Origin of the sequence: Flavobacterium lotistagni (genome assembly GCF_011392125.1) — a bacterium.
GTDB lineage: Bacteria > Bacteroidota > Bacteroidia > Flavobacteriales > Flavobacteriaceae > Flavobacterium > Flavobacterium lotistagni.
On sequence record NZ_JAAJBU010000006.1, the window covers coordinates 1 to 24,086 of the forward strand.

The 24,086-nt window shown below is 42.3% G+C and carries 20 protein-coding genes and 3 tRNA genes; 10 read left to right on the top strand and 13 right to left on the bottom strand.

Annotation, left to right across the window (positions count from 1 at the left end; all coding sequences use genetic code 11):
* Nucleotides 1-600: 600 nt before the first annotated feature.
* From thrS to G4D82_RS08305, 6 genes are all read left to right on the top strand, one after another.
* Nucleotides 601-2,547, top strand: coding sequence for a threonine--tRNA ligase (gene thrS, locus G4D82_RS08280; RefSeq protein WP_166336536.1), 1,947 nt, complete (start codon nucleotides 601-603; stop codon nucleotides 2,545-2,547).
* Between the two features lie 18 nt (nucleotides 2,548-2,565).
* A complete protein-coding gene (gene infC, locus G4D82_RS08285) occupies nucleotides 2,566-3,120 on the top strand; it encodes a translation initiation factor IF-3 (RefSeq protein ID WP_394352288.1) in 555 nt (184 codons plus the stop codon).
* A gap of 206 nt (nucleotides 3,121-3,326) precedes the next feature.
* On the top strand, nucleotides 3,327-3,524 hold the full coding sequence (gene rpmI / locus G4D82_RS08290; protein WP_166336538.1) for a 50S ribosomal protein L35: 198 nt from the start codon (nucleotides 3,327-3,329) through the stop codon (nucleotides 3,522-3,524).
* A 121-nt stretch (nucleotides 3,525-3,645) separates the two neighbouring features.
* Nucleotides 3,646-3,990, top strand: a complete 345-nt coding sequence (gene rplT / locus G4D82_RS08295) for a 50S ribosomal protein L20 (protein WP_166336540.1) — start codon at nucleotides 3,646-3,648, stop codon at nucleotides 3,988-3,990.
* 541 nt (nucleotides 3,991-4,531) lie between these two features.
* Entirely contained in the window at nucleotides 4,532-5,446 is a 915-nt protein-coding gene (locus tag G4D82_RS08300; RefSeq protein ID WP_166336542.1) for a GlxA family transcriptional regulator, read from the top strand.
* Nucleotides 5,447-5,460: 14 nt separating this feature from the next.
* Nucleotides 5,461-6,072, top strand: coding sequence for a hypothetical protein (locus G4D82_RS08305; RefSeq protein WP_166336544.1), 612 nt, complete (start codon nucleotides 5,461-5,463; stop codon nucleotides 6,070-6,072).
* A 304-nt stretch (nucleotides 6,073-6,376) separates the two neighbouring features.
* On the opposite strand, the gene G4D82_RS08310 is transcribed toward G4D82_RS08305, so the two are convergent.
* Together G4D82_RS08310 and G4D82_RS08315 are read right to left on the bottom strand one after the other, a co-directional pair.
* Nucleotides 6,377-7,219, bottom strand: coding sequence for an isoaspartyl peptidase/L-asparaginase (locus G4D82_RS08310; RefSeq protein ID WP_166336546.1), 843 nt, complete (start codon nucleotides 7,217-7,219; stop codon nucleotides 6,377-6,379).
* An 84-nt stretch (nucleotides 7,220-7,303) separates the two neighbouring features.
* A complete protein-coding gene (locus G4D82_RS08315) occupies nucleotides 7,304-8,176 on the bottom strand; it encodes a cyanophycinase (RefSeq protein ID WP_166336548.1) in 873 nt (290 codons plus the stop codon).
* A gap of 627 nt (nucleotides 8,177-8,803) precedes the next feature.
* Here G4D82_RS08315 and G4D82_RS08320 point away from each other — a divergent pair.
* A complete protein-coding gene (locus G4D82_RS08320) occupies nucleotides 8,804-9,592 on the top strand; it encodes a hypothetical protein (protein ID WP_166336550.1) in 789 nt (262 codons plus the stop codon).
* A 231-nt stretch (nucleotides 9,593-9,823) separates the two neighbouring features.
* Entirely contained in the window at nucleotides 9,824-12,448 is a 2,625-nt protein-coding gene (gene cphA / locus G4D82_RS08325) for a cyanophycin synthetase (protein ID WP_166336552.1), read from the top strand.
* 852 nt (nucleotides 12,449-13,300) lie between these two features.
* Here the strand turns inward: cphA and G4D82_RS08330 are convergent.
* From G4D82_RS08330 to G4D82_RS08340, 3 genes are all read right to left on the bottom strand, one after another.
* Nucleotides 13,301-13,382, bottom strand: a tRNA-Leu gene (locus G4D82_RS08330).
* Nucleotides 13,383-13,418: 36 nt separating this feature from the next.
* Nucleotides 13,419-13,491: transfer RNA gene (locus tag G4D82_RS08335), tRNA-Lys, on the bottom strand.
* Nucleotides 13,492-13,522: 31 nt separating this feature from the next.
* Nucleotides 13,523-13,595, bottom strand: a tRNA-Lys gene (locus tag G4D82_RS08340).
* 132 nt (nucleotides 13,596-13,727) lie between these two features.
* On the opposite strand from G4D82_RS08340, the gene G4D82_RS08345 reads away from it, so the two are divergent.
* On the top strand, nucleotides 13,728-14,243 hold the full coding sequence (locus tag G4D82_RS08345) for a shikimate kinase (RefSeq protein WP_166336554.1): 516 nt from the start codon (nucleotides 13,728-13,730) through the stop codon (nucleotides 14,241-14,243).
* On the opposite strand, the gene G4D82_RS08350 is transcribed toward G4D82_RS08345, so the two are convergent.
* Nucleotides 14,235-14,729, bottom strand: coding sequence for a phosphoribosyltransferase family protein (locus G4D82_RS08350; protein ID WP_166336556.1), 495 nt, complete (start codon nucleotides 14,727-14,729; stop codon nucleotides 14,235-14,237). The genes G4D82_RS08345 and G4D82_RS08350 overlap by 9 nt on opposite strands.
* Nucleotides 14,730-14,746: 17 nt before the next feature.
* Nucleotides 14,747-15,130, bottom strand: a complete 384-nt coding sequence (locus G4D82_RS08355; RefSeq protein ID WP_166336557.1) for an RNA-binding S4 domain-containing protein — start codon at nucleotides 15,128-15,130, stop codon at nucleotides 14,747-14,749.
* 79 nt (nucleotides 15,131-15,209) lie between these two features.
* On the opposite strand from G4D82_RS08355, the gene G4D82_RS08360 reads away from it, so the two are divergent.
* Complete coding sequence (locus G4D82_RS08360) at nucleotides 15,210-16,184, top strand: FKBP-type peptidyl-prolyl cis-trans isomerase (protein WP_166336559.1); 975 nt, start codon at nucleotides 15,210-15,212, stop codon at nucleotides 16,182-16,184.
* Between the two features lie 53 nt (nucleotides 16,185-16,237).
* Here G4D82_RS08360 and G4D82_RS08365 read toward each other — a convergent pair whose 3' ends face one another.
* From G4D82_RS08365 to G4D82_RS08390, 6 genes are all read right to left on the bottom strand, one after another.
* Nucleotides 16,238-17,191 (bottom strand): transketolase family protein, encoded by a 954-nt coding sequence (locus G4D82_RS08365; RefSeq protein WP_166336561.1) that lies wholly within the window; start codon nucleotides 17,189-17,191, stop codon nucleotides 16,238-16,240.
* 70 nt (nucleotides 17,192-17,261) lie between these two features.
* Nucleotides 17,262-18,110: a transketolase gene (locus G4D82_RS08370; RefSeq protein ID WP_166336563.1), complete on the bottom strand. Its 849-nt coding sequence runs from the start codon at nucleotides 18,108-18,110 to the stop codon at nucleotides 17,262-17,264.
* Between the two features lie 228 nt (nucleotides 18,111-18,338).
* Complete coding sequence (locus G4D82_RS08375; RefSeq protein ID WP_166336565.1) at nucleotides 18,339-18,857, bottom strand: DUF4199 domain-containing protein; 519 nt, start codon at nucleotides 18,855-18,857, stop codon at nucleotides 18,339-18,341.
* Between the two features lie 134 nt (nucleotides 18,858-18,991).
* On the bottom strand, nucleotides 18,992-21,418 hold the full coding sequence (locus G4D82_RS08380) for a T9SS type A sorting domain-containing protein (RefSeq protein ID WP_166336567.1): 2,427 nt from the start codon (nucleotides 21,416-21,418) through the stop codon (nucleotides 18,992-18,994).
* Nucleotides 21,419-21,563: 145 nt separating this feature from the next.
* Nucleotides 21,564-22,754, bottom strand: a complete 1,191-nt coding sequence (locus tag G4D82_RS08385) for a helix-turn-helix transcriptional regulator (protein ID WP_166336569.1) — start codon at nucleotides 22,752-22,754, stop codon at nucleotides 21,564-21,566.
* 198 nt (nucleotides 22,755-22,952) lie between these two features.
* Nucleotides 22,953-24,086, bottom strand: a complete 1,134-nt coding sequence (locus G4D82_RS08390) for an efflux RND transporter periplasmic adaptor subunit (RefSeq protein ID WP_166336571.1) — start codon at nucleotides 24,084-24,086, stop codon at nucleotides 22,953-22,955.

Consider the following 24,086-nt stretch of genomic DNA (forward strand, 5'->3'; position numbering starts at 1 on the left):
CAATATGTCTATGAACGTTTCTTCTTCTTTCTTCGCTTTCATTCTCAAAGCGGGTGCAAAAGTAAAGATTCTTTTTTCTTCTGCAAGGGTTTTTTGAAAATATTTTTTATTTTATTTTCTCTAACCTTTTTATCAGTATTTTACAAGAACCTTCCCCGCAAACCGGGCTGCAAAGATAAAAACTCTTTTTACTTTATAGCAAACTTTTTACACAGAAATTTTTCGTTTTCTTTCTTTTAAACCGTAAGACCTTGAATCAACGAAGATTGGTGTTCTCGCAAAGATGCAAAAGTTGTTCTCTGAATCAATTCAATTAAAAACCAAAAGCGATAGCTTCACCCAAATTGCGTGAGGGATAGCAGCGAAAAGCCCGCAGCCCCAGCGAGGACTTGCAGCGGATAGCCCGACGGCGCGCGCTCAGTTCTTTTAAAAACACTGGAGGCATTGCGCCGGCACGCCCAAAAACAATAAAAACAATACTTATCTAAAGAAAGCAGATTAAACCCAGAATCAACCAACAGAATTTAAAAAATCAAAATCAGCCGTCCTATTGTATGTGTTTTTCTAATCCTTATATTTGCGCTTGAAAAAATAAAAATAATGATCAAGATTACGTTACCCGATGGGTCAGTGAAAGAATTTGCGGCAGGCGCCACGCCGATGGATGTTGCTAAAAGCATTAGCGAAGGATTGGCGAGAAATGTTATTTCGGCTTCGTTTAACGGAACGACCGTAGAAACAGAAACCCCACTGACTACAGACGGTTCACTTGTATTATACACTTGGAACGACATCGAAGGAAAGAAAGCTTTCTGGCACTCGACCTCGCACGTGATGGCGCAGGCTTTAGAGGAAATTTATCCGGGCATCAAACTGACTTTAGGACCAGCGATTGACAACGGTTTTTACTACGACGTGGATTTCATGAACCACAAAATCACCGATGCGGATTTTAAGAAAATTGAAGACCGCGTGTTGGAAATTGCCCGTGAAAAACACGAATTCAAGATGCGCCCGGTTTCTAAAGCAGAAGCGTTGGCCATATATAAAGACAACGAATACAAAACCGAACTGATCTCGAATCTCGAAGACGGAACGATCACGTTTTGCGACCACTCGAATTTCTTCGATCTGTGCCGAGGCGGACACATTCCGAACACCGGCTTGATCAAAGCGATGAAAATCATGAGCGTGGCCGGTGCTTACTGGCGCGGTGACGAGAAAAACAAGCAACTCACCCGCGTTTACGGCGTTTCATTCCCGAAACAAAAAGATTTGACGGATTACCTTGAATTGCTTGAAGAAGCTAAACGCCGCGACCACAGGAAACTAGGAAAAGAATTAGAATTGTTCTCGTTCTCACAGAAAGTAGGTCAAGGCTTGCCGTTGTGGTTGCCAAAAGGTGCTGCTTTGCGCGACAGACTTGAGCAGTTTTTGAAACGTGCCCAGAAAAAAGCCGGTTACGAACAAGTCGTGACGCCACATATCGGACAGAAAGAATTGTACGTCACTTCAGGGCATTATGCGAAATATGGCGCGGATAGTTTCCAGCCAATCCACACGCCAGCTGAAGGTGAAGAGTTCCTATTGAAACCGATGAACTGCCCGCACCACTGCGAAATCTACAACACCAAACCGTGGTCATACAAAGATTTGCCGAAGCGTTATGCGGAATTCGGTACTGTTTACAGATACGAACAATCGGGTGAATTGCACGGATTGACGCGCGTTCGCGGATTTACTCAAGACGACGCGCATATTTTCTGTACGCCGGAGCAGCTAGACGAGGAATTCAAGAAAGTCATCGACTTGGTGCTATATGTTTTCAGTTCGCTCGGATTTGAAAACTTTACAGCTCAGGTTTCGCTGCGTGATCAAGAAAACAGAGACAAATACATCGGTTCGGATGAGAATTGGGAAAAAGCTGAGAATGCGATTATCAATGCCGCTCGAGACAAAGGTTTGAATACCGTTGTGGAATACGGTGAAGCTGCGTTCTACGGGCCGAAGCTTGATTTCATGGTGAAAGATGCACTTGGAAGACAATGGCAACTCGGAACGATTCAGGTCGATTACAATTTACCGGAGCGTTTTGAACTGACTTATAAAGGTGCTGATGATAAACTACACCGACCTGTAATGATTCACCGCGCGCCATTTGGTTCGATGGAACGATTCATTGCCATTTTGCTCGAACATACCGCCGGAAACTTCCCGCTTTGGCTCATGCCCGAACAAGCTATTATCTTGTCTTTGAGCGAGAAATATGAAAATTATGCGAAAAAAGTTTTGAGTCTGCTGGAAAATCACGAAATTCGCGCCCTAATTGACAACCGGAACGAAACCATCGGGCGTAAAATTAGGGATGCTGAAACGCAGAAAACCCCGTTTATGCTGATTGTTGGCGAGGAAGAAGAAAAGAACAATACCATTTCGGTACGCCGTCACGGGCAAGAAGGAAAAGGCAATGTAACCGTTTCTATAGATGACTTCGCCAAAATGGTTCAGCAGGAAATTGACAAAACACTAAAAATATTTACCGTTTAACTTTTAAATTTTTAAGTCATAGCAATCAGAAGTAACAAGGGTTATCAACCCAGAGTAGAAAAAAAAGATGCACACCGCATCAATAACTTGATTCGTGTACCGGAAGTAAGGCTTGTTGGCGATAACGTTGAGCCGGGCGTGTACAAAATCTCCGATGCGCTCAGACTCGCTGACGACCTCGAACTCGATTTGGTGGAAATTTCCCCGAACGCCGAGCCGCCGGTTTGCAAAATCATCGATTACAAGAAGTTCGTTTACATGCAGAAAAAGCGTGAGAAAGAACTCAAAGCAAAATCTACTCAGATCACGGTCAAAGAAATCCGTTTCGGGCCGCAGACTGACGAACATGACTACGAATTCAAAAGAAAGAACGCCGAGAAATTCCTTAAAGAAGGATCGAAACTTAAAGCTTTCGTATTTTTCAAAGGCCGTTCGATCATCTATAAAGACCAAGGTCAAATTTTATTGTTGAGATTGGCGCAGGATTTAGAAGAATTCGGAAAAGTGGAAGCCTTGCCGGTACTCGAAGGAAAAAGGATGATCATGTTCATCGCTCCGAAGAAGAAGAAATAGTGCCTGAGCGGCTGAGTGCCTTAGTGCCTGAGCAGTAATTGGGAACACTAATGCCCTAGCCCCGATAGCAGCGGCATCCTTTTGTGAAGTGCAACGGAGCAAAAGATATAGCGGATAGCGGGATTAGCTTCAAAAAAAAAGCTAAAAGCTGACAGCTAACAGCCAAAAAATAGTAAGTAAGAATAAATCAAAAACCACTAGGAACAATGCCTAAAATGAAAACCAAATCCAGCGCTAAGAAAAGATTCAAAGTGACTGGTTCAGGAAAGATCAAAAGAAAGCACGCTTTCAAGAGCCACATCCTGACTAAAAAATCCAAGAAACGTAAATTGGCGCTCACACACGCTGCGCTAGTTCACCCAACGGATGAGAAAAGCATTAAACAACAATTAAGAATCGTTTAATTGCTTATTAGCTGTCAGCCATCAGCTTTCAGCTTAGGTTAAAAACATTTAATAACCTTGGAGTACGGCCTTAAGTCCTTTGATTCAATTCAGGCGCCTGCTACAAAAAAACAAGAAAATTATGCCAAGATCAGTAAATTCAGTTGCTAAAAGAGCAAGAAGAAAAAAGATTATGAAGCAAGCCAAAGGTTTCTTTGGCCGCAGAAAAAACGTTTGGACCGTTGCTAAGAACGCCGTGGAAAAAGCGATGCAATACGCTTACCGCGACAGAAAGCAGAACAAGAGAAACTTCCGCGCTTTGTGGATCCAGCGTATCAACGCCGGAGCACGCCTTGAAGGAATGTCTTACTCACAGTTCATGGGTCAGGTGAAAAAGCACAACATCGAACTTAACCGTAAGGTTTTGGCCGATTTGGCAATGAACCACCCGGAAGCTTTCAAAGCCATCCTTAACAAAGTAAAATAAACGTTTATTCACCGATTGAAATTACTTACTATAAAGAAGCCTGCTTGCAAAAGCGGGTTTTTTGTTTTTCATGAGTGCCTGAGTTGCTGAGTGCCTTAGTGCCTGAGTCCGTATACAGAAACTAGGCATGATGGTCTTCGGTTCTAATTTTAGTTCAAAGAGGTAAAACGGAAAATATAATAAATCAAATCCATTAGCCCTGCAAGTACTTCATTCACAATTCCAACTAACTTCTGCATTGAGTTACTTTCTTGGGCGTGCCCACAAGGGTCAGGCTGTCCGCTCCCAATCTTTTGCGCCAACCCAACCAACGGACCAAATAAACTCCGGCGCAAAAGGATTTCCGCTACCATCCTTCACGCAACCGCGGATTTCATGATTACTTTTGGTTTAAAACCAAACCTATATTGATCCGCGAAGCATTCTTTCGTGTCGCAGTAGCTGCTCAAATCAATCTTTTACTTATGGCCGAATATGTCCTATTTATGGCTAATGAATGATGTAATTAGTTGGTAAATTTGAACCCAATAAACCTTCAATCATGACAACTAAGTTTGTTTTTCTATTACTGCCGGAAATTCATTTAATGGATTTAGCCGGACCAGATCAAGCCATCCATGAAGCCATTGAATATGGGGCCGAATTTGAAATTTTGTATTGCAGCGTTAAAGATACTATAACTTCTAGTGCAGGCTTACCTATTGGAAATGTGATTCCTTATCACGAAGTGGTCTTTAGCAAAGGTGATTTTTTGGTCATTCCAGGTTCCAACGCCTCCTACTTACAATCTGAAAAATTCAAACAAAACACCGACTTACTAAACTGGATAAGAAGAAATTATCAAAACGGAGTAAATCTCTGCAGCATTTGCGCCGGAGCGTTTGCTTTGGCAGAAACAGGTTTGTTGGACCATATTTCATGCACCACGCATTTCAAAAGAACAAAGCAACTGCAAGAAATGTATCCGAAAGCTAAAGTAATTGAAAATATCCTTTTTACCGATTCTGACGGTATTTATACTAGTGCCGGCATTGCTTCAGGAATCGACTTGACTTTGTATATCATAGAGAAATTAAAGGGAAGTCACTTTGCACACCTCGTTGCCAGAGAGCTTGTCGTTTACAAACGTCGAAACGGAACTGCCCATCAGGAAAGCGAACTATTTCAATACCGAAATCATATTCATGCCGGAATTCATAAAGTACAAGACTGGATCATTGAAAATATTCATCTCAAAACCAATTTGGGCGAATTGGCAGAAATTGCCCACATGAGCGAACGAAACTTTACCCGAACTTTCAAGAAAGAAACCAACACCACCGTGACAGACTATATTGCTTTAATCCGCAAAGAAAAAATAAAAGAACTTTCTAAAAACCCTGATTTATCCAGAATCGAAATAGCACAAAAAGTCGGCATTCAAAGCGAAAGACATTTAAACAGATTACTCAACTAATGCAGTCAAAACTCATGAAAAATTCAAAAAAAATAGTACTCGTACTGGCAATGATGATGCTTGCATCGAATGGCTATTGTCAAGACAAGAAAGCAGTTAAAATGAAAAAAAACACTCAAAACATCAAGCCACTCGAGATAAAACCATCCGCCACTTCTTCTGAAAAAGATTTTGATTTCTTAGAAGGCAAATGGAAAGTCCAAAACCGTATGCTAAAAGAAAGATTGAACCACAGCACAGAATGGAGTGAATTTGAATCCGAATTGCACCTGAGAAAAACCATCAATGGGCTCGGCAATATTGAAAATTATTATGCCACATTCAACGACAAGCCTTTTGAAGGCATGGCCGTCCGACTATTCAACCCAAAAACAAAACTCTGGAAAGTATACTGGATGGACAGCAACAACGGCACGATGGATGAAAATCCGGTAACCGGTTGGTTCGAAAATGGCCTGGGAAAATTCTACACCCGAGATGTTTTCAACAAAATCCCGATTATCGTCCTTTACCAATGGAATGCCACCAATCCCGAACACCCTATTTGGTCACAAGCCTTTTCCACAGACGACGGCAAAACTTGGGAATGGAACTGGGAAATGACATTAACTAGATTAGAAAAATAAAAACGGTTGCAGGATTTATTTTGCGCTGCTAAGTAACTGAGTTCGTATACAGAAACTAGGCATTAAGGGCTTCGGTTCTAATTTTAGTTTAACGAAGATGTACGAAATCTATTGGTCCTACGAATAACTCATTCAGAATTCCAACTAACTTCTGCATTGAGGTAATTTTCTTGGGCGTGCCCACAAGGGTCAGGCTGTCCGCTCCCAATCTTTTGCGCCAACCCAACCAACGGACCAAATAAACTCCGGCGCAAAAGGATTTCCGCTCCCATCCTTCACGCAAAATCGAGTGCAAAAAGTTACTCTATTTAAAAACCTCAAAATTTTCACCATCAAAGCTCGCAAACACCATACTCGGATGCGAATCCTGATGGAACATATTCCCGTCACAGTCAATGGCAATCGCGCCTGCAAAACCGTCATAAGGCAGCAGTTCATCAAAGGTTTTGGCAAAGGCATCTTTCAGGGCAAAACCGTCAGTGACTCGGGTGACAATCTTAGCGGCGGTGGCATTGCTCACAATATCTTCACCCACACCGGTTAAACTCACGGCACAAAAGTGATTGGCATAATTTCCGGCCACGGTAGCCGAATCGGAAATCCGGCCCGGAATTTCAAAACCTTTCCCACCGGTTGAAGTCGCTGCGGCCAACTTTCCATCGCGGTCTAAAACCACACAGCCTACGGTTCCCAAACCTTTTGATGCCAATTTGGCTTCAAACTCAGCGCGCCGTTGTGGGATTTCTGTAGAAAAAACTTCAAAACCATGTTGCCGAGCGAAATTCGTTGCTCCGCTTCCACCCAAAACACGATCGTCATAAGCCATTAAAACTTGCGCCACTTGAATCGGGTTTTTGACTTCCTCTATATTAATCACACCACTCATTTTCTGGATTTCGCCATCCATCAAAGAAGCGCTCATGCGGATTTTCCCATCGCTCTGAATTTGGGAACCGATACCGGCATTGAACAAAGCGTCATCTTCTAAAAGCGTTACCGCGTAAACGGCAGTTTCAATTGCATTATGGGTTTTCAGGTATTCATACGATTCTTTAACGATGCGCTCCAAAGCATTTTGTTTGGCCAATTTAGTGGCATCGTCTTTAGATGATTCAGAGAAAAATCCGCCGTGGATGATGAGTTTCATTTTTTAGATTGTAAGATTGTAAGATTATAAGATTTTAGGACAGTAGTATCTTACAGTCTTAAAATCCTAAAGTCCTACAATCCATTAAACATATTGCGATGATTTAATCATCATCTTAAAAGTAGTCAAATCGAAAGTATCGTTCATGCTCATCACATGCGTCACCAGGTGATTGATTGAAATCGGTTGGCCCAATTCCACTTGCGTCAAATTGGTGTCTTTGATTTCGCGTCCATCAACCAAAATCACAAGTCCCGAACCAATTGCTTCCATTTTCTGGTTGTGGGTAATGAGCAAGCCGGTATCTTCACCAAGACCAATTCCCAACACTTTTGGGTTCCCGACAACAGCTTGAAACAAACGCCCAATTCGGCCGCGTTGCACAAAATGGGTATCGATGATGACGCCATCAATCAAGCCCAAACCGCTGGTAATTTTTACTTCACCTTTGAGCAAAGCTTCACTACTACTGCCCTGATAAATCATATTATTCGACGCTGCTGCTGCTCCGGCAGAAGTTCCGGCATAAATAAATTCTTCGTTGTGGTATTTCTCTAACAAAATATCATGAAAAGCCGTTCCACCCAAAATGGAAGTCAGTCGCAACTGGTCACCACCGGTAAACATTACGACATCAGCGGCTTTCAATCGTTCCAGAACTTCGGGTTCTACTGCTTGTTCGCGTTTTTCGATATGCAACACATCTACGTTATCAGCCCCTAAATAATGGAGTGCTTTCACGTATTCCGGCCCAATCTCGCGCGGAATTTTCGAAGCCGTTGTGATGACTTCAATCCTAGAAAGTTCTTTATGCTTTGATTCGTTGATGATGCGTTTTAAAATCCCAGCCTCAAAAAAGTTCAGATTTTTGGCTGCATTGCGGTCGATATCAGTTTCGGTAAAACTGCCTTTGTCCACCGCGCCGCCTATAATGATAAGTTTTCCTCGTATGTTCATGCGGTAAAAATAACCAAAAATTGAAACTCACCAAATCAGGTAACGGTTTTTGCCAGAAATGTTATCACAGCGTTATCAACAGTTTTTTTTAGGAGCCGGGAACCTGCTATCCGTTACAAGTCCTCGCAGAGCTCCGGGCTTTCCACTGCTATCAGGGCTAGGGTTTTGTGGAAACAAGAAATGATAGTTTTGAATGTAAATCTGGCCTTGTACCTGAAGTCCACCGAACTTTTATTCCACTACGTTCCATACAATTCGCCCGTTGGGCTCGGGTCTCCTCTTAATATGCTGCGCCAGTTCGCTCCGCTCGTGTCACCCGAGGCATTTGATATTAAGAAAATCATTAACTCGCAGCTAAATCATCAGGGCTAGGGCAATTAACTCAGGAATCATTACAATGGCAGTCGAGAGCTTTTTAGTCTCCTAACAAACTTCTCGACAGTCATCGCACAAGAATTTGCATCGCTTAATTCAATCAAGTTACTCAAGCATTACGAAATGGTTTTTTAATTCAAAAATTTTTATTTCCCACCTACTGATTGTTAATGTTTAAATAAAATTCAAATAAAACCAATCCCACAGGCAAAAGCTACATTTGACTATTACTAATCAATAAAATATTTAGTCATGAAAAAAGTTATTTTTTGCGTGTTGTCATTTACCGTATTGGCCTTAGGGCAAACTTTTGCACAGTCGGTTGCAGAAGAAAATTTAAATTATGCCATTCAATCTGCTGAAAATGTGCAGCAAGAAGTTGTATCTTCAAGAAAAGCAGTTAATCTATTGGTCAAGCAGTTAACCGTTTTGGGAAATCCGAACGCTACTTTATTTAGTGATAAAATGCATTATCATGTCAATCAAGTTCAAAATCAAGCTGACGAAATTGACTATTTTGTTGCTTTAGCCAAAAGCAATTCAATAATTGATTTTTCTACAACAGCAATCACAGCTTTGACAACAGATTTAGTAAATCAAAATGATATACTACTAAATCTTACCAACCAAATGACTGCAGCAATTCAAGCAAACAATACCACTTTAGCTTTAAGCTTAGTAACACCAATACGTTCGGCACTAACAAAACAATACAATAAATCAGGAAGTATCATTACTAAAATAGGTGTGATCAAACAAAGCATAAAAACCTACAATGTTTGTATTAAAACTGTCGACTACTCAGGAAATCCTACCAGTTACAATGCTGGATTCTACTGCCAAAACACAGTAACAGGAGAATACATTTACACTGATAATCAAGAAGGAACCTGTTTTACAAATATGCTGCCTGGCACTTATGATTTTGGTTCATTCCAAGACTATTTCTGTGGTACTAGCTCTCAAACAGTAACCCTTTCAGATGCTTTAGTAAATGCTAATGGCATTATTGAAGTTACTTTGGTCGTTTGGTGCGAATAATTTTTTTTAATGTTTAAATAAGGAAAGAGGTAGTTGAGCTATCTCTTTTTTATTTGCGAATGATCCAACGAAAACCAATTTCATCCTTTAAAGTTATAATTTCAAAAACGCTGTAAATCAAGATAAACGAAACAGGACAAAGGCATTTTAAAACTTTTTACACTAAAAAATATTTCAGTTTGATAATTATTTTATATTTTAACAAAATCAATGTAAAATAGTTGTCTAAAAATGAAAATATTAAAAATACAAGCGCTCCGCGGTCCGAACATCTGGAGCGTCCAAAGAAAGAAACTTATCCAGATGCGCCTCGATCTGGAAGAAATGGAGCAATACCCCACCAATAAAATCGACGGTTTCCGCGAGCGCATTGAAGCCATGTTCCCAACCATGATTGAGCACCGTTGCTCCGAAGGTGTTCGTGGCGGTTTCTTCTCACGCATAGAACGCGGTACTTGGATGGGCCACGTAATCGAACACATCGCCCTCGAAATCCAAACTTTAGCCGGCATGGAAACTGGTTTCGGCCGCACGCGCGAAACTAAAACACCGGGCGTTTATAATGTAGTGTTTAGTTATACCGAAGAAAATGTAGGCTTGTTCGCTGCCGAGAGTTCGGTTGCCATTGCCGAAGCACTTATTAAAGGAACCGAATACGACTTGGAAGGCGATATCAAAAAAATGCGTGAAATTCGGGAACGGGTACGCCTCGGGCCGTCAACCGGAAGTATCGTTGAAGAAGCCGTAGCCCGCGACATTCCTTGGATTAGGCTCGGAACCAATTCACTGGTACAACTTGGTTATGGTGTGAATCAAATGCGCTTTCAGGCCACCATCACTCAAAAAACCAGCAGCATTGCGGTCGATATTGCTTGCAATAAAGAAGAAACCAAACGCATGCTCGACAACGCCTCCATTCCGGTAGCCAGCGGAAGCATCTGCGTAGACGAAGAAGATTTAGAAAACACCATCAAAAAAATTGGTTATCCAATCGTAATCAAACCGCTCGACGGAAATCACGGAAAAGGTGCATCAATCAACGTAGTTACTTGGGAAGATGCCAAAGCCGGTTTGGAATATGCTAAAAAATACAGCCGACGCGTCATCGTAGAGAAATTCATCACCGGATTCGATTTCCGCGTTTTAATTATCGACAACAAACTCGTCGCCGCCGCCAAACGCGTTCCGGCACATATTGTCGGAAACGGGAAAAATACTATTCAGGAACTGATTGATATTACGAATCAGGATCCGCGCAGAGGTTACGGGCATGAAAATGTGCTCACTGAAATTGATGTGGATCGCGACACTTTAGATTTGCTTGAAAAATTGAATTATACTGTAGATTCGATTCCGAAAAAAGACGAAATCGTTTACCTAAAATCGACAGCCAACCTCAGCACCGGTGGAACTTCAGTAGACGTGACCGATATGATGCATCCTGAAAATGTATTCCTTTGCGAACGCATTTCGCGCGTCATCGGCTTAGACATTTGTGGCGTCGATATCATGGCCGAAAACTTAACACAGCCTTTAAAAGAAAATGGCGGTTGCATCCTCGAAGTTAATGCTGCGCCAGGATTTAGAATGCACCTCGCGCCGTCAGAAGGTTTGCCAAGAAACGTTGCTTCACCAGTAATAGACATGCTTTATCCTCCGGGAAAACCGAGTAGAATTCCAATTATCGCCGTAACCGGAACCAATGGAAAAACTACCACTACCCGATTGCTCGCACACATTGTCAAGAACAATGGTTACAAAGTAGGATTCACGACTTCTGACGGAATTTACATCCAGAACCATATGCTGGAAAAAGGCGATACTACCGGACCAGTTTCTGCAGAATATATTTTAAAAGATCCGACGGTAGAATTTGCAGTACTAGAAACCGCACGTGGCGGAATTCTTCGGTCAGGTTTGGGTTTTAGCCGTTGCGACATTGCTGTTATTACCAATATTCAGGAAGACCATCTCGGTTTGAGTGACATCCATACTTTAGAAGATTTGGCCCGAGTGAAAAGCACCGTGGTCAAAAGTGTCAAAAAAGATGGCTGGGCGATTCTGAATGCCGAAGATGAACAATGTGTAAAAATCGGGGAAGAACTCAGTTGTAACGTAGCCTATTTCAGTATGGATGAGGAAAATCCGCTGATTAAAAAACTATGTAAAGAAGGTAAAATTGTTTGCGTATACGAGAACGGCTTCATCACCGTAAAAAAAGGCGAATGGAAAATCCGGATCGAACGCGCGACCCACGTGCCGTTAACTTTGGGCGGAAAAGCTAAATTCATGATTGCCAACGCACTGGCCGCTACCCTTGCCTCTTATTTGTGGGGCTTCAAAACAGAAGACATCAGCCAATCTTTGCAAACATTCATTCCGAGTGCGGCTCATACTCCTGGACGCATGAATATTTTCGAGTTCAAGAAATTCAAGGTCATGATCGACTTTGCGCACAACCCTGCCGGTTATCGCGGTGTAGAAGATTACCTATCAAGCGTTGAAGCAACCAAGAAAATCGGAATCATTGCTGGTGTAGGTGACCGTCGTGATGAAGACATTAAGGAATGTGCAAAAATTGCCGGACGGATGTTCGACCACATTATCATCCGCCAAGAAAAACACCTGCGTGGCCGAACAGAAGAGGAAATTATCAATCTAATTCTAGAAGGAATCGGTGAATCCGGAAGAAGCGTTTCACACGAAATCATTACTAAAGAAGTGGAAGCCATCAAACACGCCATCAATATTGCTGAAGAAGGCACTTTCATCACCGCGTTGAGCGACGTGGTAACCAACGCGATAGAAATTGTTCAGGAATACCTTGACAAAGAAAGTGAGCAAGGTGTGATGTAGATTCCGTTTCAAGAAAATAAAAAGGATATCGTCTAAGCAGGCGGTATCCTTTTTTTAATGACTATACTTCTGTTATTACTATATCCGTTGCATCTCAAAATTCAAAAGAAAAAAAAGATTTGTCAACGCAAAGAAGGTACTATGGGGGCTAGGCGATTCCGGAAAAAAGCATGTGATTAGACAACTAAACCCGCGCTATTCGGGAAAACTTTAAAAAGACCACACCAGCCGTTGCAATGATAAAATTGATAAGTACCCAATACAAACGTTCCTGATATCCGAGAACTTGGTAATCAAAAAATCTGAGTTCGATATTGGAAAATAAAAAACTGGCTATCCCACCGACCATGAGCGTTAACCCAATAGCAAGAAGTACCTGTCCGATAACTTTCTGTGTTCGACGATTCATAGTATTCTTTGATTTATAATGGTTTAGCCATCAAATATAATCAATCCGTAAAAGTAATTCTGATTTTCAAAGCTGAAGTTGGTTTAAAAAGAAAAAACGTACTCCCGGATAGAAAATGCGTTTAGTTTTTACCGAATGTCCACCGGACATTTATTCCGCTGAAGCTCCATACAATTCGACCTATCGTTCTTGGGCCTCCTCTTAATATCGCCCGAGCGATAGCGAACAGACAAAGTAAATGTGACCACGATCAGATTGCCTGCGGCCATCTTCAAAGCTCCGCTTTGAGAATACTTTTAAAACAAAAAAACGCTCAAGCGAGCTTGGCTGACAACGATCAGATTGCCTGCGGCCATCTTCAAAGCTCCGCTTTGAGAATACTTTTAAAACAAAAAAACGCTCAAGCGAGCTTGGCGTTTTTTTGTTTTAAAAGTATTCATTCGTGACCACGATCAGATTCGAACTGACACGTCTTGCGACACCACCCCCTCAAGATGGCGAGTCTACCAATTTCTCCACGTGGCCGAAATAAAAAAAGCCATTCAAGCTGAACGACTTTTGTGACCTGGCTGGGGCTCGAACCCAGGACCCCATCATTAAAAGTGATGTGCTCTACCAACTGAGCTACCAAGTCTTGGTTAGAGTTATGCTTTGTTGAAATTTTGTGACCTGGCTGGGGCTCGAACCCAGGACCCCATCATTAAAAGTGATGTGCTCTACCAACTGAGCTACCAAGTCAAAAAGTCATTTCTCTAACGCGGGTGCAAATATAAGGCCTTATTATTTATTTATCAAAGCAAAATTGCCTTAAATTTGGGTTTTTTTAATAATTACTTTTAACGCCTTAATATATAAGGTTTTATTGCAGATATGAAAATAATTTTGCTCGGTTATATGGCTTCTGGAAAGTCAGTTATAGGTAAATTATTGGCGGAGCAACTCGGAATTTCATGCTATGATTTGGATGAGTTGATCGAAAAAAAAGAGCAGAAATCAATATCGAAAATCTTCGAAACCAAAGGCGAAATCCATTTTCGGAAAATCGAGCATCAAGTGTTCAAAGAGCTTATAGAAACATCCGAATCTTTTGTACTGAGCCTTGGTGGTGGCACACCCTGTTATGCTGGCAATGATCAATATCTCAATGGTGCTTCCGTAGTGTCGTTCTATCTGCAAACACCGCTTATAATACTTTGTAAGAGGTTGGAAAATGAAAAAAAAACCAGACCTCTCATTGCTAATAAAAAAGGCGAGAAACTTCGAGAATTCATCGCCCAACATCTTTTTGAAAGAAGCTACTTTTACCACAAGGCCACTTACACCATCAATACTGAAACAAAAAAACCTGAAGAAATTGTTTCAGAAATTCAGAAGCAACTAGTTTAATTCCGCATAATCACCTTGAGCATCAAAAACAACATGCACATGTTCTTGTAGTGAAGTGCTTAAAGATATGCCTTTAAAATCAGCTTTTACCGGATATTTTTTATGATTTCGATCGACTAAAACAGCCGTTTTAAATTTCGAAAGCGGCACGTCTAAAAAATGCTTTACACCATAAACTAGTGTTGTTCCTGAGTTCAGCACATCATCTACAAGTACCAACCCTTTATTGCTATATGCTTCTTTTGGCAGTGAAGTAGTAATAGTTGCACTCGGATTTTGTTTGTCAATGAAAACCTCGCAAAGCAACACATTCAAAGGCGAAATCTGTTGCAATTCACGGCTGATTTTTTCGGCTAAAACATAACCGTTTTTAGATATCCCGGCCAAAACAACAGAATCTTCGGCTACAAAAGTTTCGTAGATTTGATAAGCAATTCGGCGGATTTTATGCTCTATTTCGATGTGGTTTAAAATTCTGTGGTGCATTTTTGTGTGGTTTAATTTTAATCTAAATTCCAGTCGGCTTCATTTTCATAATCATCCAAATCACGGCGGTCTTTTTTGGTAGGTCGGCCATCTCCGGTTTTTCGATAATGTTCTTTGGATAGTTTGAGCATTTCCAGATGCTGGAAAACTTCAGGCGGTGTTAAATCTTTGCGATAGATATCCACCAGTTTGGCCCCGACTCGATTCGGTGGAATATCCAATACCAATATTTTGTATGTAATTTGGTCTTTGCGGAAAGAGATTTCATCGGTAGCAAAAACTTCTTTTGACGGCTTGGCTAAATGCCCGTTAACGGTTACTTGGTTTTTCTTGCAAGCTTCGGTAACCATATTTCTGGTTTTGTAATAGCGCACACACCAAAGGTATTTATCGACTCTCATGAATTTTCTTAAAATAGGCGTTAAATTGGCGTCAAAAATAAATCAATATTGTATCTTGCGCTGCTTAAATTCCGCACTAATGAACAAATTTAAACTATATTTTTTTCTTTTCTGTTGCACTGCTGTTATATTTTCTTGTAATCAATCAGACAGCGCAGATGAAGTTCCAATCCGTGATTTCGATGAGCAATACGCAGATGATATGGCACTCATTGAAGACTATCTGAATACTCACTCTGTTAAGATTGAAGCCGATGACGAGGTCACAATCGCTAAAATTTCTGAGACCAATACTTTGCCTTCAATTATGTCTTTGTATGAAAGCGAAAGTTATCCAAAATTGCTAAAAAAGTCGTTTGAGATTGACGAAAAAACCTACGAAATTTATTATTTAAAATTAAGAGAAGACAATTCCAATACTTCGTCCGTTTCACCTTCGCGAGCCGACGGCGTTTTAACTTCTTATCGCGGTAGTTATTTAAGCTACGAAACTGAGGTTATTAATGAGGGCGAAGAAAACGAAGAAACCATTACCACATTGAACACTACTTTATTTGAATATACACCCAATCCGGTTGATTACTTTTTTCTAGACACTACCATTCGTGGTTGGAGAGAAATACTTCCACTCTTTAAAACTGGAAATTCAATAACCAATGAAGGGCAGCCAACAAGCTATACTGATTTTGGTTTCGGGGTGATATTTATTCCTTCCGGTTTTGGCTACTTTAACCGAGGTCAATCGAGCAGCAGTGGCGTCACGATTCCTTCCTACTCTCCATTGATGTTTACCTTCAAATTACTGGATGTGAAATTAGGTGACCAAGATGCCGATGGAATCAAATCAAACGACGAAGATTTGAACCACGACGGCGATTTTACCAACGACGATACCGATGGCGACGATATTCAGAATTTATATGATACCGATGATGATGGTGATGGATTTTACACCAGATATGAAGTAATAATAAATGAGGATGGAAGTGTTACATACATAGACCGCAACGAAAATGGCGTTCCAGATTATCTCGAAGCCGACCAACACCCTTAAAACAAAAAATCCCTTCAACAACTGAAGGGATTTTTATTTCAATAAATCTCGTTTTATTTTCTTTTCATTACACGATCCACTGCGGCAACAATGGCTAGGTGATTGAGTTCATATTTTTCCATCAGTTGCTCAGGTGTTCCAGACTCACCGAAACTGTCTTTGACTGCCACAAACTCTTGCGGAGCCGGGTGGTTTAACGACAGTACTCTGGCCACACTTTCGCCCAAACCGCCAATGATGTTGTGTTCTTCGGCGGTGACGATGCATTTGGTTTTGGCCAACGACTTCAAAATAGCTTCTTCATCTAGCGGCTTTATCGTATGAATGTTAATTACTTCTGCCGAAATTCCTTTTTCTTCGAGCGCTTCGGCGGCAATTAACGCTTCCCAAACCAAATGTCCGGTAGCTACTATTGTCACGTCCGAACCTTCGTTGAGCATCACTGCTTTGCCGATTTCAAATGTGCCGTTCTCGGGAGTAAAATTAGGAACTACCGGACGACCAAACCTTAAATAAACTGGACCATGATGGTCTGCAATAGCAATGGTTGCTGCTTTAGTCTGATTGTAATCACAAGTGTTAATGACGGTCATTCCAGGAAGCATTTTCATGAGTCCGATATCTTCGAGAATTTGATGTGTTGCGCCATCTTCTCCCAAAGTAAGCCCGGCATGTGAAGCACATATCTTTACGTTCTTATCCGAATAAGCTACCGACTGACGAATTTGGTCATAAACCCTTCCTGTCGAAAAATTCGCGAATGTTCCCGTGAAAGGAATTTTTCCGCCGATGGTCAAACCCGCAGCAATGCCAATCATGTTCGCCTCAGCAATCCCAATCTGGAAAAACCGCTCCGGATGATTTTTAATAAACTCGTCTAGTTTGAGTGAGCCAATCAAATCAGCGCATAAAGCCACTACATTTTCATTCTTTTTGCCCAACTCGGTCATTCCGGCGCCGAAACCCGAACGGGTATCTTTGCTTCCTGTATTAATGTATTTTTTCATTTTTTTCTGCTGTAAGCTTTAGGCTATAGGCAATAAGCTCGTAGCTTACTACATATGGCTGAGCACTTTATTAATAATCTGATTCCGTTTCACAATAGTTTTGAGACAAAGCCGCTTCAAGTTGCGCATCGTTCGGAGCCTTTCCGTGCCAAGCGTGGCTGTACATCATAAAATCGACACCATTGCCCATTTCGGTATGCAACAAAACGCAAACAGGCTTTCCTTTTCCGGTTCTCGACTTGGCCTCACTCATTCCGGCGAGGATGGACTCGATGTCATTTCCTTTCTTAATTTCGACCACGTCCCAATCGAAGGCTTCAAACTTCGCACGCAAATCGCCCATATACAAAACTTCATCAGTAGTTCCGTCTATTTGTTTTCCGTTCAGATCGACCGTCGCAATCAAATTATCCACTTTCTTCGCCGAAGCATACATAATCGCTTCCCAATTCTGTCCTTCCTGCAATTCACCATCTCCGTGAAGGCTATACACCAAATGGTTGTCTTTGTTGAGTTTTTTAGCCTGAGCCGCACCAATGGCAACCGACATTCCTTGCCCTAATGAGCCAGAAGCTACGCGAACCCCGGGCAGCCCTTCATGCGTGGTCGGATGGCCTTGCAAACGCGAATTGATCAGTCTGAAAGTAGCCAGTTCCGATACCGGAAAATAGCCTGAACGTGCCAAAACGCTGTAAAAAACCGGCGAGATATGTCCGTTAGAAAGGAAAAACAAATCTTCCCCAATTCCGTCCATGTCAAATCCGGGTTTGCGGTGCATGATTTCCTGATAAAGCGCCACCAGAAACTCGGTACAACCCAGCGAACCGCCCGGATGACCTGAATTGACTGCATGCACCATACGCAGAATATCCCTTCTGACCTGAATGGTCAAATTGTTTAGTTGTTGGATGTTAGCCATATTGTGGTGTAATTAAATTTGCCCAAAAGTAGGGCTTATTTCGCAGGTCGGCAAGTCAAAACTGAGGTTTTCTCACGCATTGGTCTGATAATTTTTTCATCTTTTTTTGTGGCGTGCCCCTGCGGGTCGGGCTGTACGCTAATGTCCTCGCGCGCTGCGCTGTGGGCAACCGCTGCCATCCCTCACGCGATTCGGCCCAGATACTACTTATCGGCCAGCAACCGCTTCTTAATTCACCTTTCTTCGAATAAAAACCAACGAAACCAAGGCAATAAGGGTCGGCAAAATCAAAACCGACGGCACCAACGTACTGAGCTTGAATACCACATTCTGTCGGTGATTGTTTTGGGTCATTTCCTGCAATGTTGAGGTTATTTTAGCAGCGGGCTCACCGGCGGCTTCGAGTTCGGTTTTTTTCAAATCCAACACATACGAAAACCAGTCGGGATTGATAAAATTGTGGTAAGCGTATAGATAAGGCTGATAAATCAAATACGAAATCATTCCTACCCATAGCGCAATACCGATTCTTTGCGCTAACGTCACTCGATATTGCTGATTCTCATTTCGTATCGCCCAGAAAATAATCGCTACCGGCCATAATACAATGAGCATGTCTAAATACTGACCTGTCTTTAAATAGGTAGAATCCAAATGAGTCAGCCACATGATGGTCGTGTAAAAGCAAAACCCAATCCCCATAAAAAGGCCGTAGGGAAAAGTCGTTCTTAAAAAGTTTGTGTGCATTTTTATTCTTTTTGAATGGCCCATGGGTCAGCGATTTGCTTTTTATGTTACAAACAAAATTCACGAAATCATGGGCGTCTTAAATGCAAAAAAGCCCCACCGAAGCAGGGCATTTCCAGTCTCAAAATATAAAATTAGCGAACAATTAAATGCTTTACCAATTCGCCTTCATCGGTGCTAATTTTTAGTAGATAGCTTCCTGAAGGCACATCGATATTGATTTTCTGTTCCATTATATTGGCGAGTGGCAAATCCTTGACTACTCTTCCGCTACAATCAATCAATAAAACCCGATGTAGTGTGACCTCACTTCGATTGCTGATAAACAAAACTTCATTCGCCGGATTCGGCCATAAAACCACTTGCGCCTGAGTCGATTCAAAGGAATCCGAAGCCAAAGTGGCGTTAGTAACTTTCAACACCAACTTGTTGTTATCAATCACGTTGACGCTGAAAGTATAAGTGAAACCTGAAAACGTTGCCGTAACCGTAGATGCCATATTCACTAAAGTCATTGTGCCCCAAGTAGTAGCGATAATAAAACTGTCATTAATGGCCGGCGCAAAATGCAATTCCGGTTCAATGATTCCCGAGAAGACGGCATTGCTTTGAACCAGCATCGAATCATATTCAGAACCTTGCGTTAGGCCGTAAAGCTGCACTTTGAAACGCGTACTGGGCGTAGAAACATAACTCCCAACCACGGTAAGCGTTCCCGGTTCGCCGCCCGGCGCAAAAGTTCCGTTATTGGTAAAACTTCCGCCACTAGGCAATTGAATGGCGGCCGTTCCTGAAACCTTTCCGGAAAGTGTATTATTGAGAGCGTTGAAAGCAATCGCTCCGGCATTAATTTCAATAGCCCCAGTATTGTTAAGCGGAACATTCATAACGTAGGTTCCGGTGCTGGTGCTTTTTTTCAAGGTTCCGAAATTGTTGAATGTGTTGCTGCCAGTTCCGTTGTTCAATCCACCCGGATTATAAATATCGAATAGCGCATTGGCTGCATTGTTAATGGTTCCGCCATTCATTACCACGGTTTGATCGGAGGTAACTTTAATCGTATTCAAGTTGAGCAATGTCGTGGATTCCGAAATAAAGCGGTTCCCAACCCAACCCGGTGACCATTCAAAAACACCTAGATTGGTAAGCGTACCGCCGCCTTTAATCGCACCCGCAGCCCAGTTGATGATTCCATTTCCAGAAAAATCGAACGTTGCTGCCACCGGAACGTTGATGTCTGAAGTCCAGTTGATGCCGCCGTTTACCAAACCAGTCAATGTACCCGAACAAGTGACCGTTTGCGAATTGAAAAGGTATGATCCTGAGGCCACGTTATAAGTTCCACCCTCCAGCGTCGACAAACTATTGCCAATAAAAATATTGCCCGATTCCACCGAGATAGTTCCGGTGTTATGAAGCTCGGCTAAAATGGAAGCGCCGCCTAAACCAATTGTCTTTTTAATCAACCCAGCATTATTCAGAATGTGGCTCCCGGTTCCGGTTCCGGTTAGTTGCACTTGTGAAATATTAAAATCAATGACGCCCGACGCCAAGTTGTTGAGGGTGCCGTCGGTAATGTTGAGCGACCAATCTGTCGAGATTTGTATCGTTCCGGTATTGTTTAAAGTAGTACCGTTTTCAATGTATTTATCGCCGTAGTAAGCGCCAGTCAAGGAAAGTAATCCCGGGTTGTTCAAAACTCCGCCGCCGGTCAGGCGCCCGTTGCCCCAATTGAACAGCCCGTTGCCAGTAAAATTAAACGTGGCCGCCACCGGTACGTTCATTGTCCCTGCCCAGTGGATTTCCCCTGCATTATTTCCGGTCAGCATTCCTGAAAGGGTTTGTGTCGAACTCCAAATCAGGTTTGTGCCAACTGAAGTATTATAAACCCCGGCGGTAAAAACCGATTGCGGGTTATTGAATACCAACGTGCCACTTTCCACCGCGATGGTACCCGAATTGTGTAATTCGGCATTGATAGTGACATTTCCGGTTCCGGTCATTTTAATCAGGCCCAAGTTGTTCAACAGGTGCGATCCAGTACCACTGGCGTTGATGTTACTATGGCTACTCTTAAGTTCGATAACACCCGAAGCCAAGTTATTCAAAGTTCCGTCTACCAGTTCGATGGCCCAGTCGGTTTCTTCAGTAATGATTCCTGAATTGTTGATGGTAGTGCCGCCAAGAACCTGCTTTCCTCCAGCAGGCAATAGTTGCATGGTTCCGAGATTGTTGAGTGTGCCGCCGCCGTCTAGATAACCGCCATTCCAAGTAAGCCTTGATGATGCGCTGATAGTAGAAGCCGCCGCAATAGAAAGATTACCTTGCATGACCAATACCGCAGTCCCAACTAGCTGAATCGATTGGATATTGGCGCTGGTATTCAAAACTGCGGTCGTGCCGTTGGGAATCACAACGTTATTGGTGCCGCTCGGCAAGGCCAACAAACTCCAGTTGTTTGGATTGTTCCAACTGGTATCTATCGCACCGGTAAAAGTGTTGGTTTGAGCCGACAATACCAAGGAAGTCAAAGCGAAAATAAAAAGTAAAAATTGTTTCATAGTATAACGAATTTAAAGTTCTCAAATCAGTTATAGCAAAAACAGGCGGTAGTTCGAAAGGCAGCGTAAAAGTAGCTGAGCCCACAGAAACAGGCGTTCCGAATATTGCGGTTTGCAGTTTATCGGAACAAATTGGGCGAATTTTTTAAGATTCCGAAAGTGACTCGGCAGAACGATTTTGTGCGTTGCGGTATTCCGAAGGCGTCATTCCGGTGACTTTCTTGAAAGTATTATTGAAAGTTGTTTTTGAAGCAAAGCCGGCTTCGAGCCCAATGGCAACCAAAGTATAATTGGAAAAATCCGGATGCCGCAAAAAATATTGCGCTTGCTTGATGCGCAGTTGGTTGATGTAATCCGGAAAACTAGTTTGCAGTTCGTTGTTGATTAAACGCGAAAGATGGCTTTTACTGAGCCCCAACTCGTCGGCGATTTTATCTAGAGTAAGTTCCGGGTCGAGGAAATATTTCTTTTCCACGAGCAGTTTTTCGAATAACTCCAAGTGATCGCTTTTGGGCTTGTCAGCAACTACAATAACGCTGCTGCGGTCTAAGGTATGGCTGCGAATTTTTTTCCTTTCTTGGTTGATGCCGTACTTATAAATTCCGACATGACCAATCCAGTAAATCATGGCCGAGAGCGAAATCCAGATAATGTACCAAAGGCCATAAATGTTCACATTGAGCACCATTAAAACCACAACGGCGAGCCAAGCCAGACACAAAACAAAAAACACCAGCAGCGTTCTACGGAACCATCGCAACTTGGGCCCAACTTCTGTAACGACAAAAGTTTGCTCCTGATTTCGCAGGCTCCTGATTTCGAGCAACAGTCTTGCAATCGCATATAAGGCAAGGAAATTACTCACGAATTCTAGTATTCCTTCCAGCAACAAATAATCTGCTTTGGCTTCGAGATAGGTTCTTGTGGCTTTCAGGTAAGTGATTGCGAGCCAACCCAGCGCAAAAGGCAGTAATAACCCGATGACCAACTTTCGCGCAATTGGTTTTTCAGGATAGAGCAACTTCAGCCCGTAAAAAAGCAACAACGGCCCCATAAGCAACTGCAAAGGCGTCCAGGAAATACCGTAGAGATAACGCAAACGAAAAATTTGAGCATCGGCCACGTAATATTGTAGGTTGTTGAGCGAAAAAATCACTATTAAAGCAGCCAACAGCATCGTACTCGGAGCGCGGTATTTTTTTGAGCCCACCACCACTGCACCAAAAATTAACCCTTGGACGATACCGCCGAGAATCAGGCTGTTGAAGAGGTTGAAATTGTAGTGGTGCGGTGCTATCATTGTTTCAAATATAGGCTTTTTTAGTTTTGAGTTCATAGTTTGGAGCCAGGAACCTGCTCTTCGCTATAGTCCTCGCTTTGCTGCGGGCTGCCACTGCGATCAGGGCTAGGGTCTTTCGTCAGGATTGCAGTTTCGTTTTCAAACCAAAGCTAAAGATACCTAATCCAGTACCAAAAATAAAAACGAAAAAAGCCCGAAAAAATCCGGACTTTTTAAATTGAACAACTAAATCGCTTACTCGTCGGCTTTGTTCTTGAGCTTCATCAGCAAAGTATATGCTTCTTTGATGACAATATTTTGGCCTTGAAGATTCTCAGTGTCAATAATTGCAACAAAACCATTTTCAGTTATTCCTGTGCTGACTTCAACCATTTTGTATTGGTGCTTATTTTGGGAGACAAACACATAACTTTTCCCTTCGAAATCAAGAACCGCTTCTTTGGGTAACGCTAAAACTTGCTGCTGTTTGGTTTCGACAATTGCGTTCATATACATGCCCGGCAGCAAGATTTTGTCGTACTTTTCGAAATGGCTATGCACCTCAGCGCTATGCTCTTGGGCCGAAATGTCTTTACTAATCAAGATAATCTCGCACGGATATTTCTTTTGTGGATTATTATTAGTGTAAGCCATGAGTTGCTGTCCTATGGCGAGTTGCATTACGTCTTTCTCGAATACTTTAAGATTCAGGTGAATATCGCTCGGGTTAATGAGTTCAAACAGCACATCGGCCGGATTGACATATTTGCCGATATTGACATCGACCTTCGACACAAAACCGTTAATAGGCGAATAAATGTTGACGCTCTTGGAAATGGTTTTCTCAGAAAGTGCCGCCGGGTTGATATGAATTAGCCTGAGTTTTTCAGACAAAGCGTTCAAGGTAATCCGCAGGGTTTGGTATTCGGCATCGGCCATTTGATAGACTTTGTCGCTGCTGGCCTGACTGGCATTAAGTTCACGTTGGCGCTCGAATTCTTTCTCGGCGTAAAATAATTTGGATTTGGTCATCAGGTATTCTTGCTGGAGTTGAATGTATTGCTGGTCTTCCATAGTGGCAATGATTTCACCTTTCCTGACGGGCATTCCCGGGAGCAACCGCGTGGCTTTAAGATAACCACCGAGCGGCATACTAACCGAAACGATATTTTGCGGCGGCACATCGATTTGTCCGCTTAGTTTTAAAGTAGATGAAAGGGCTTTTTTCTGCAACTGCCCTATTTGCAAATCAATATTGCTGAGTTGGGCATCGGTCAGATTGACGGTGTTTTCTGTTCTGGTTTCCGTCTTTTGGGCTGCATTTTCCTGTTTGGACTGGCAGCCAAAAAGCGTCAAAAGGATGAATAAGAATATCGAAGTATTTTTCAT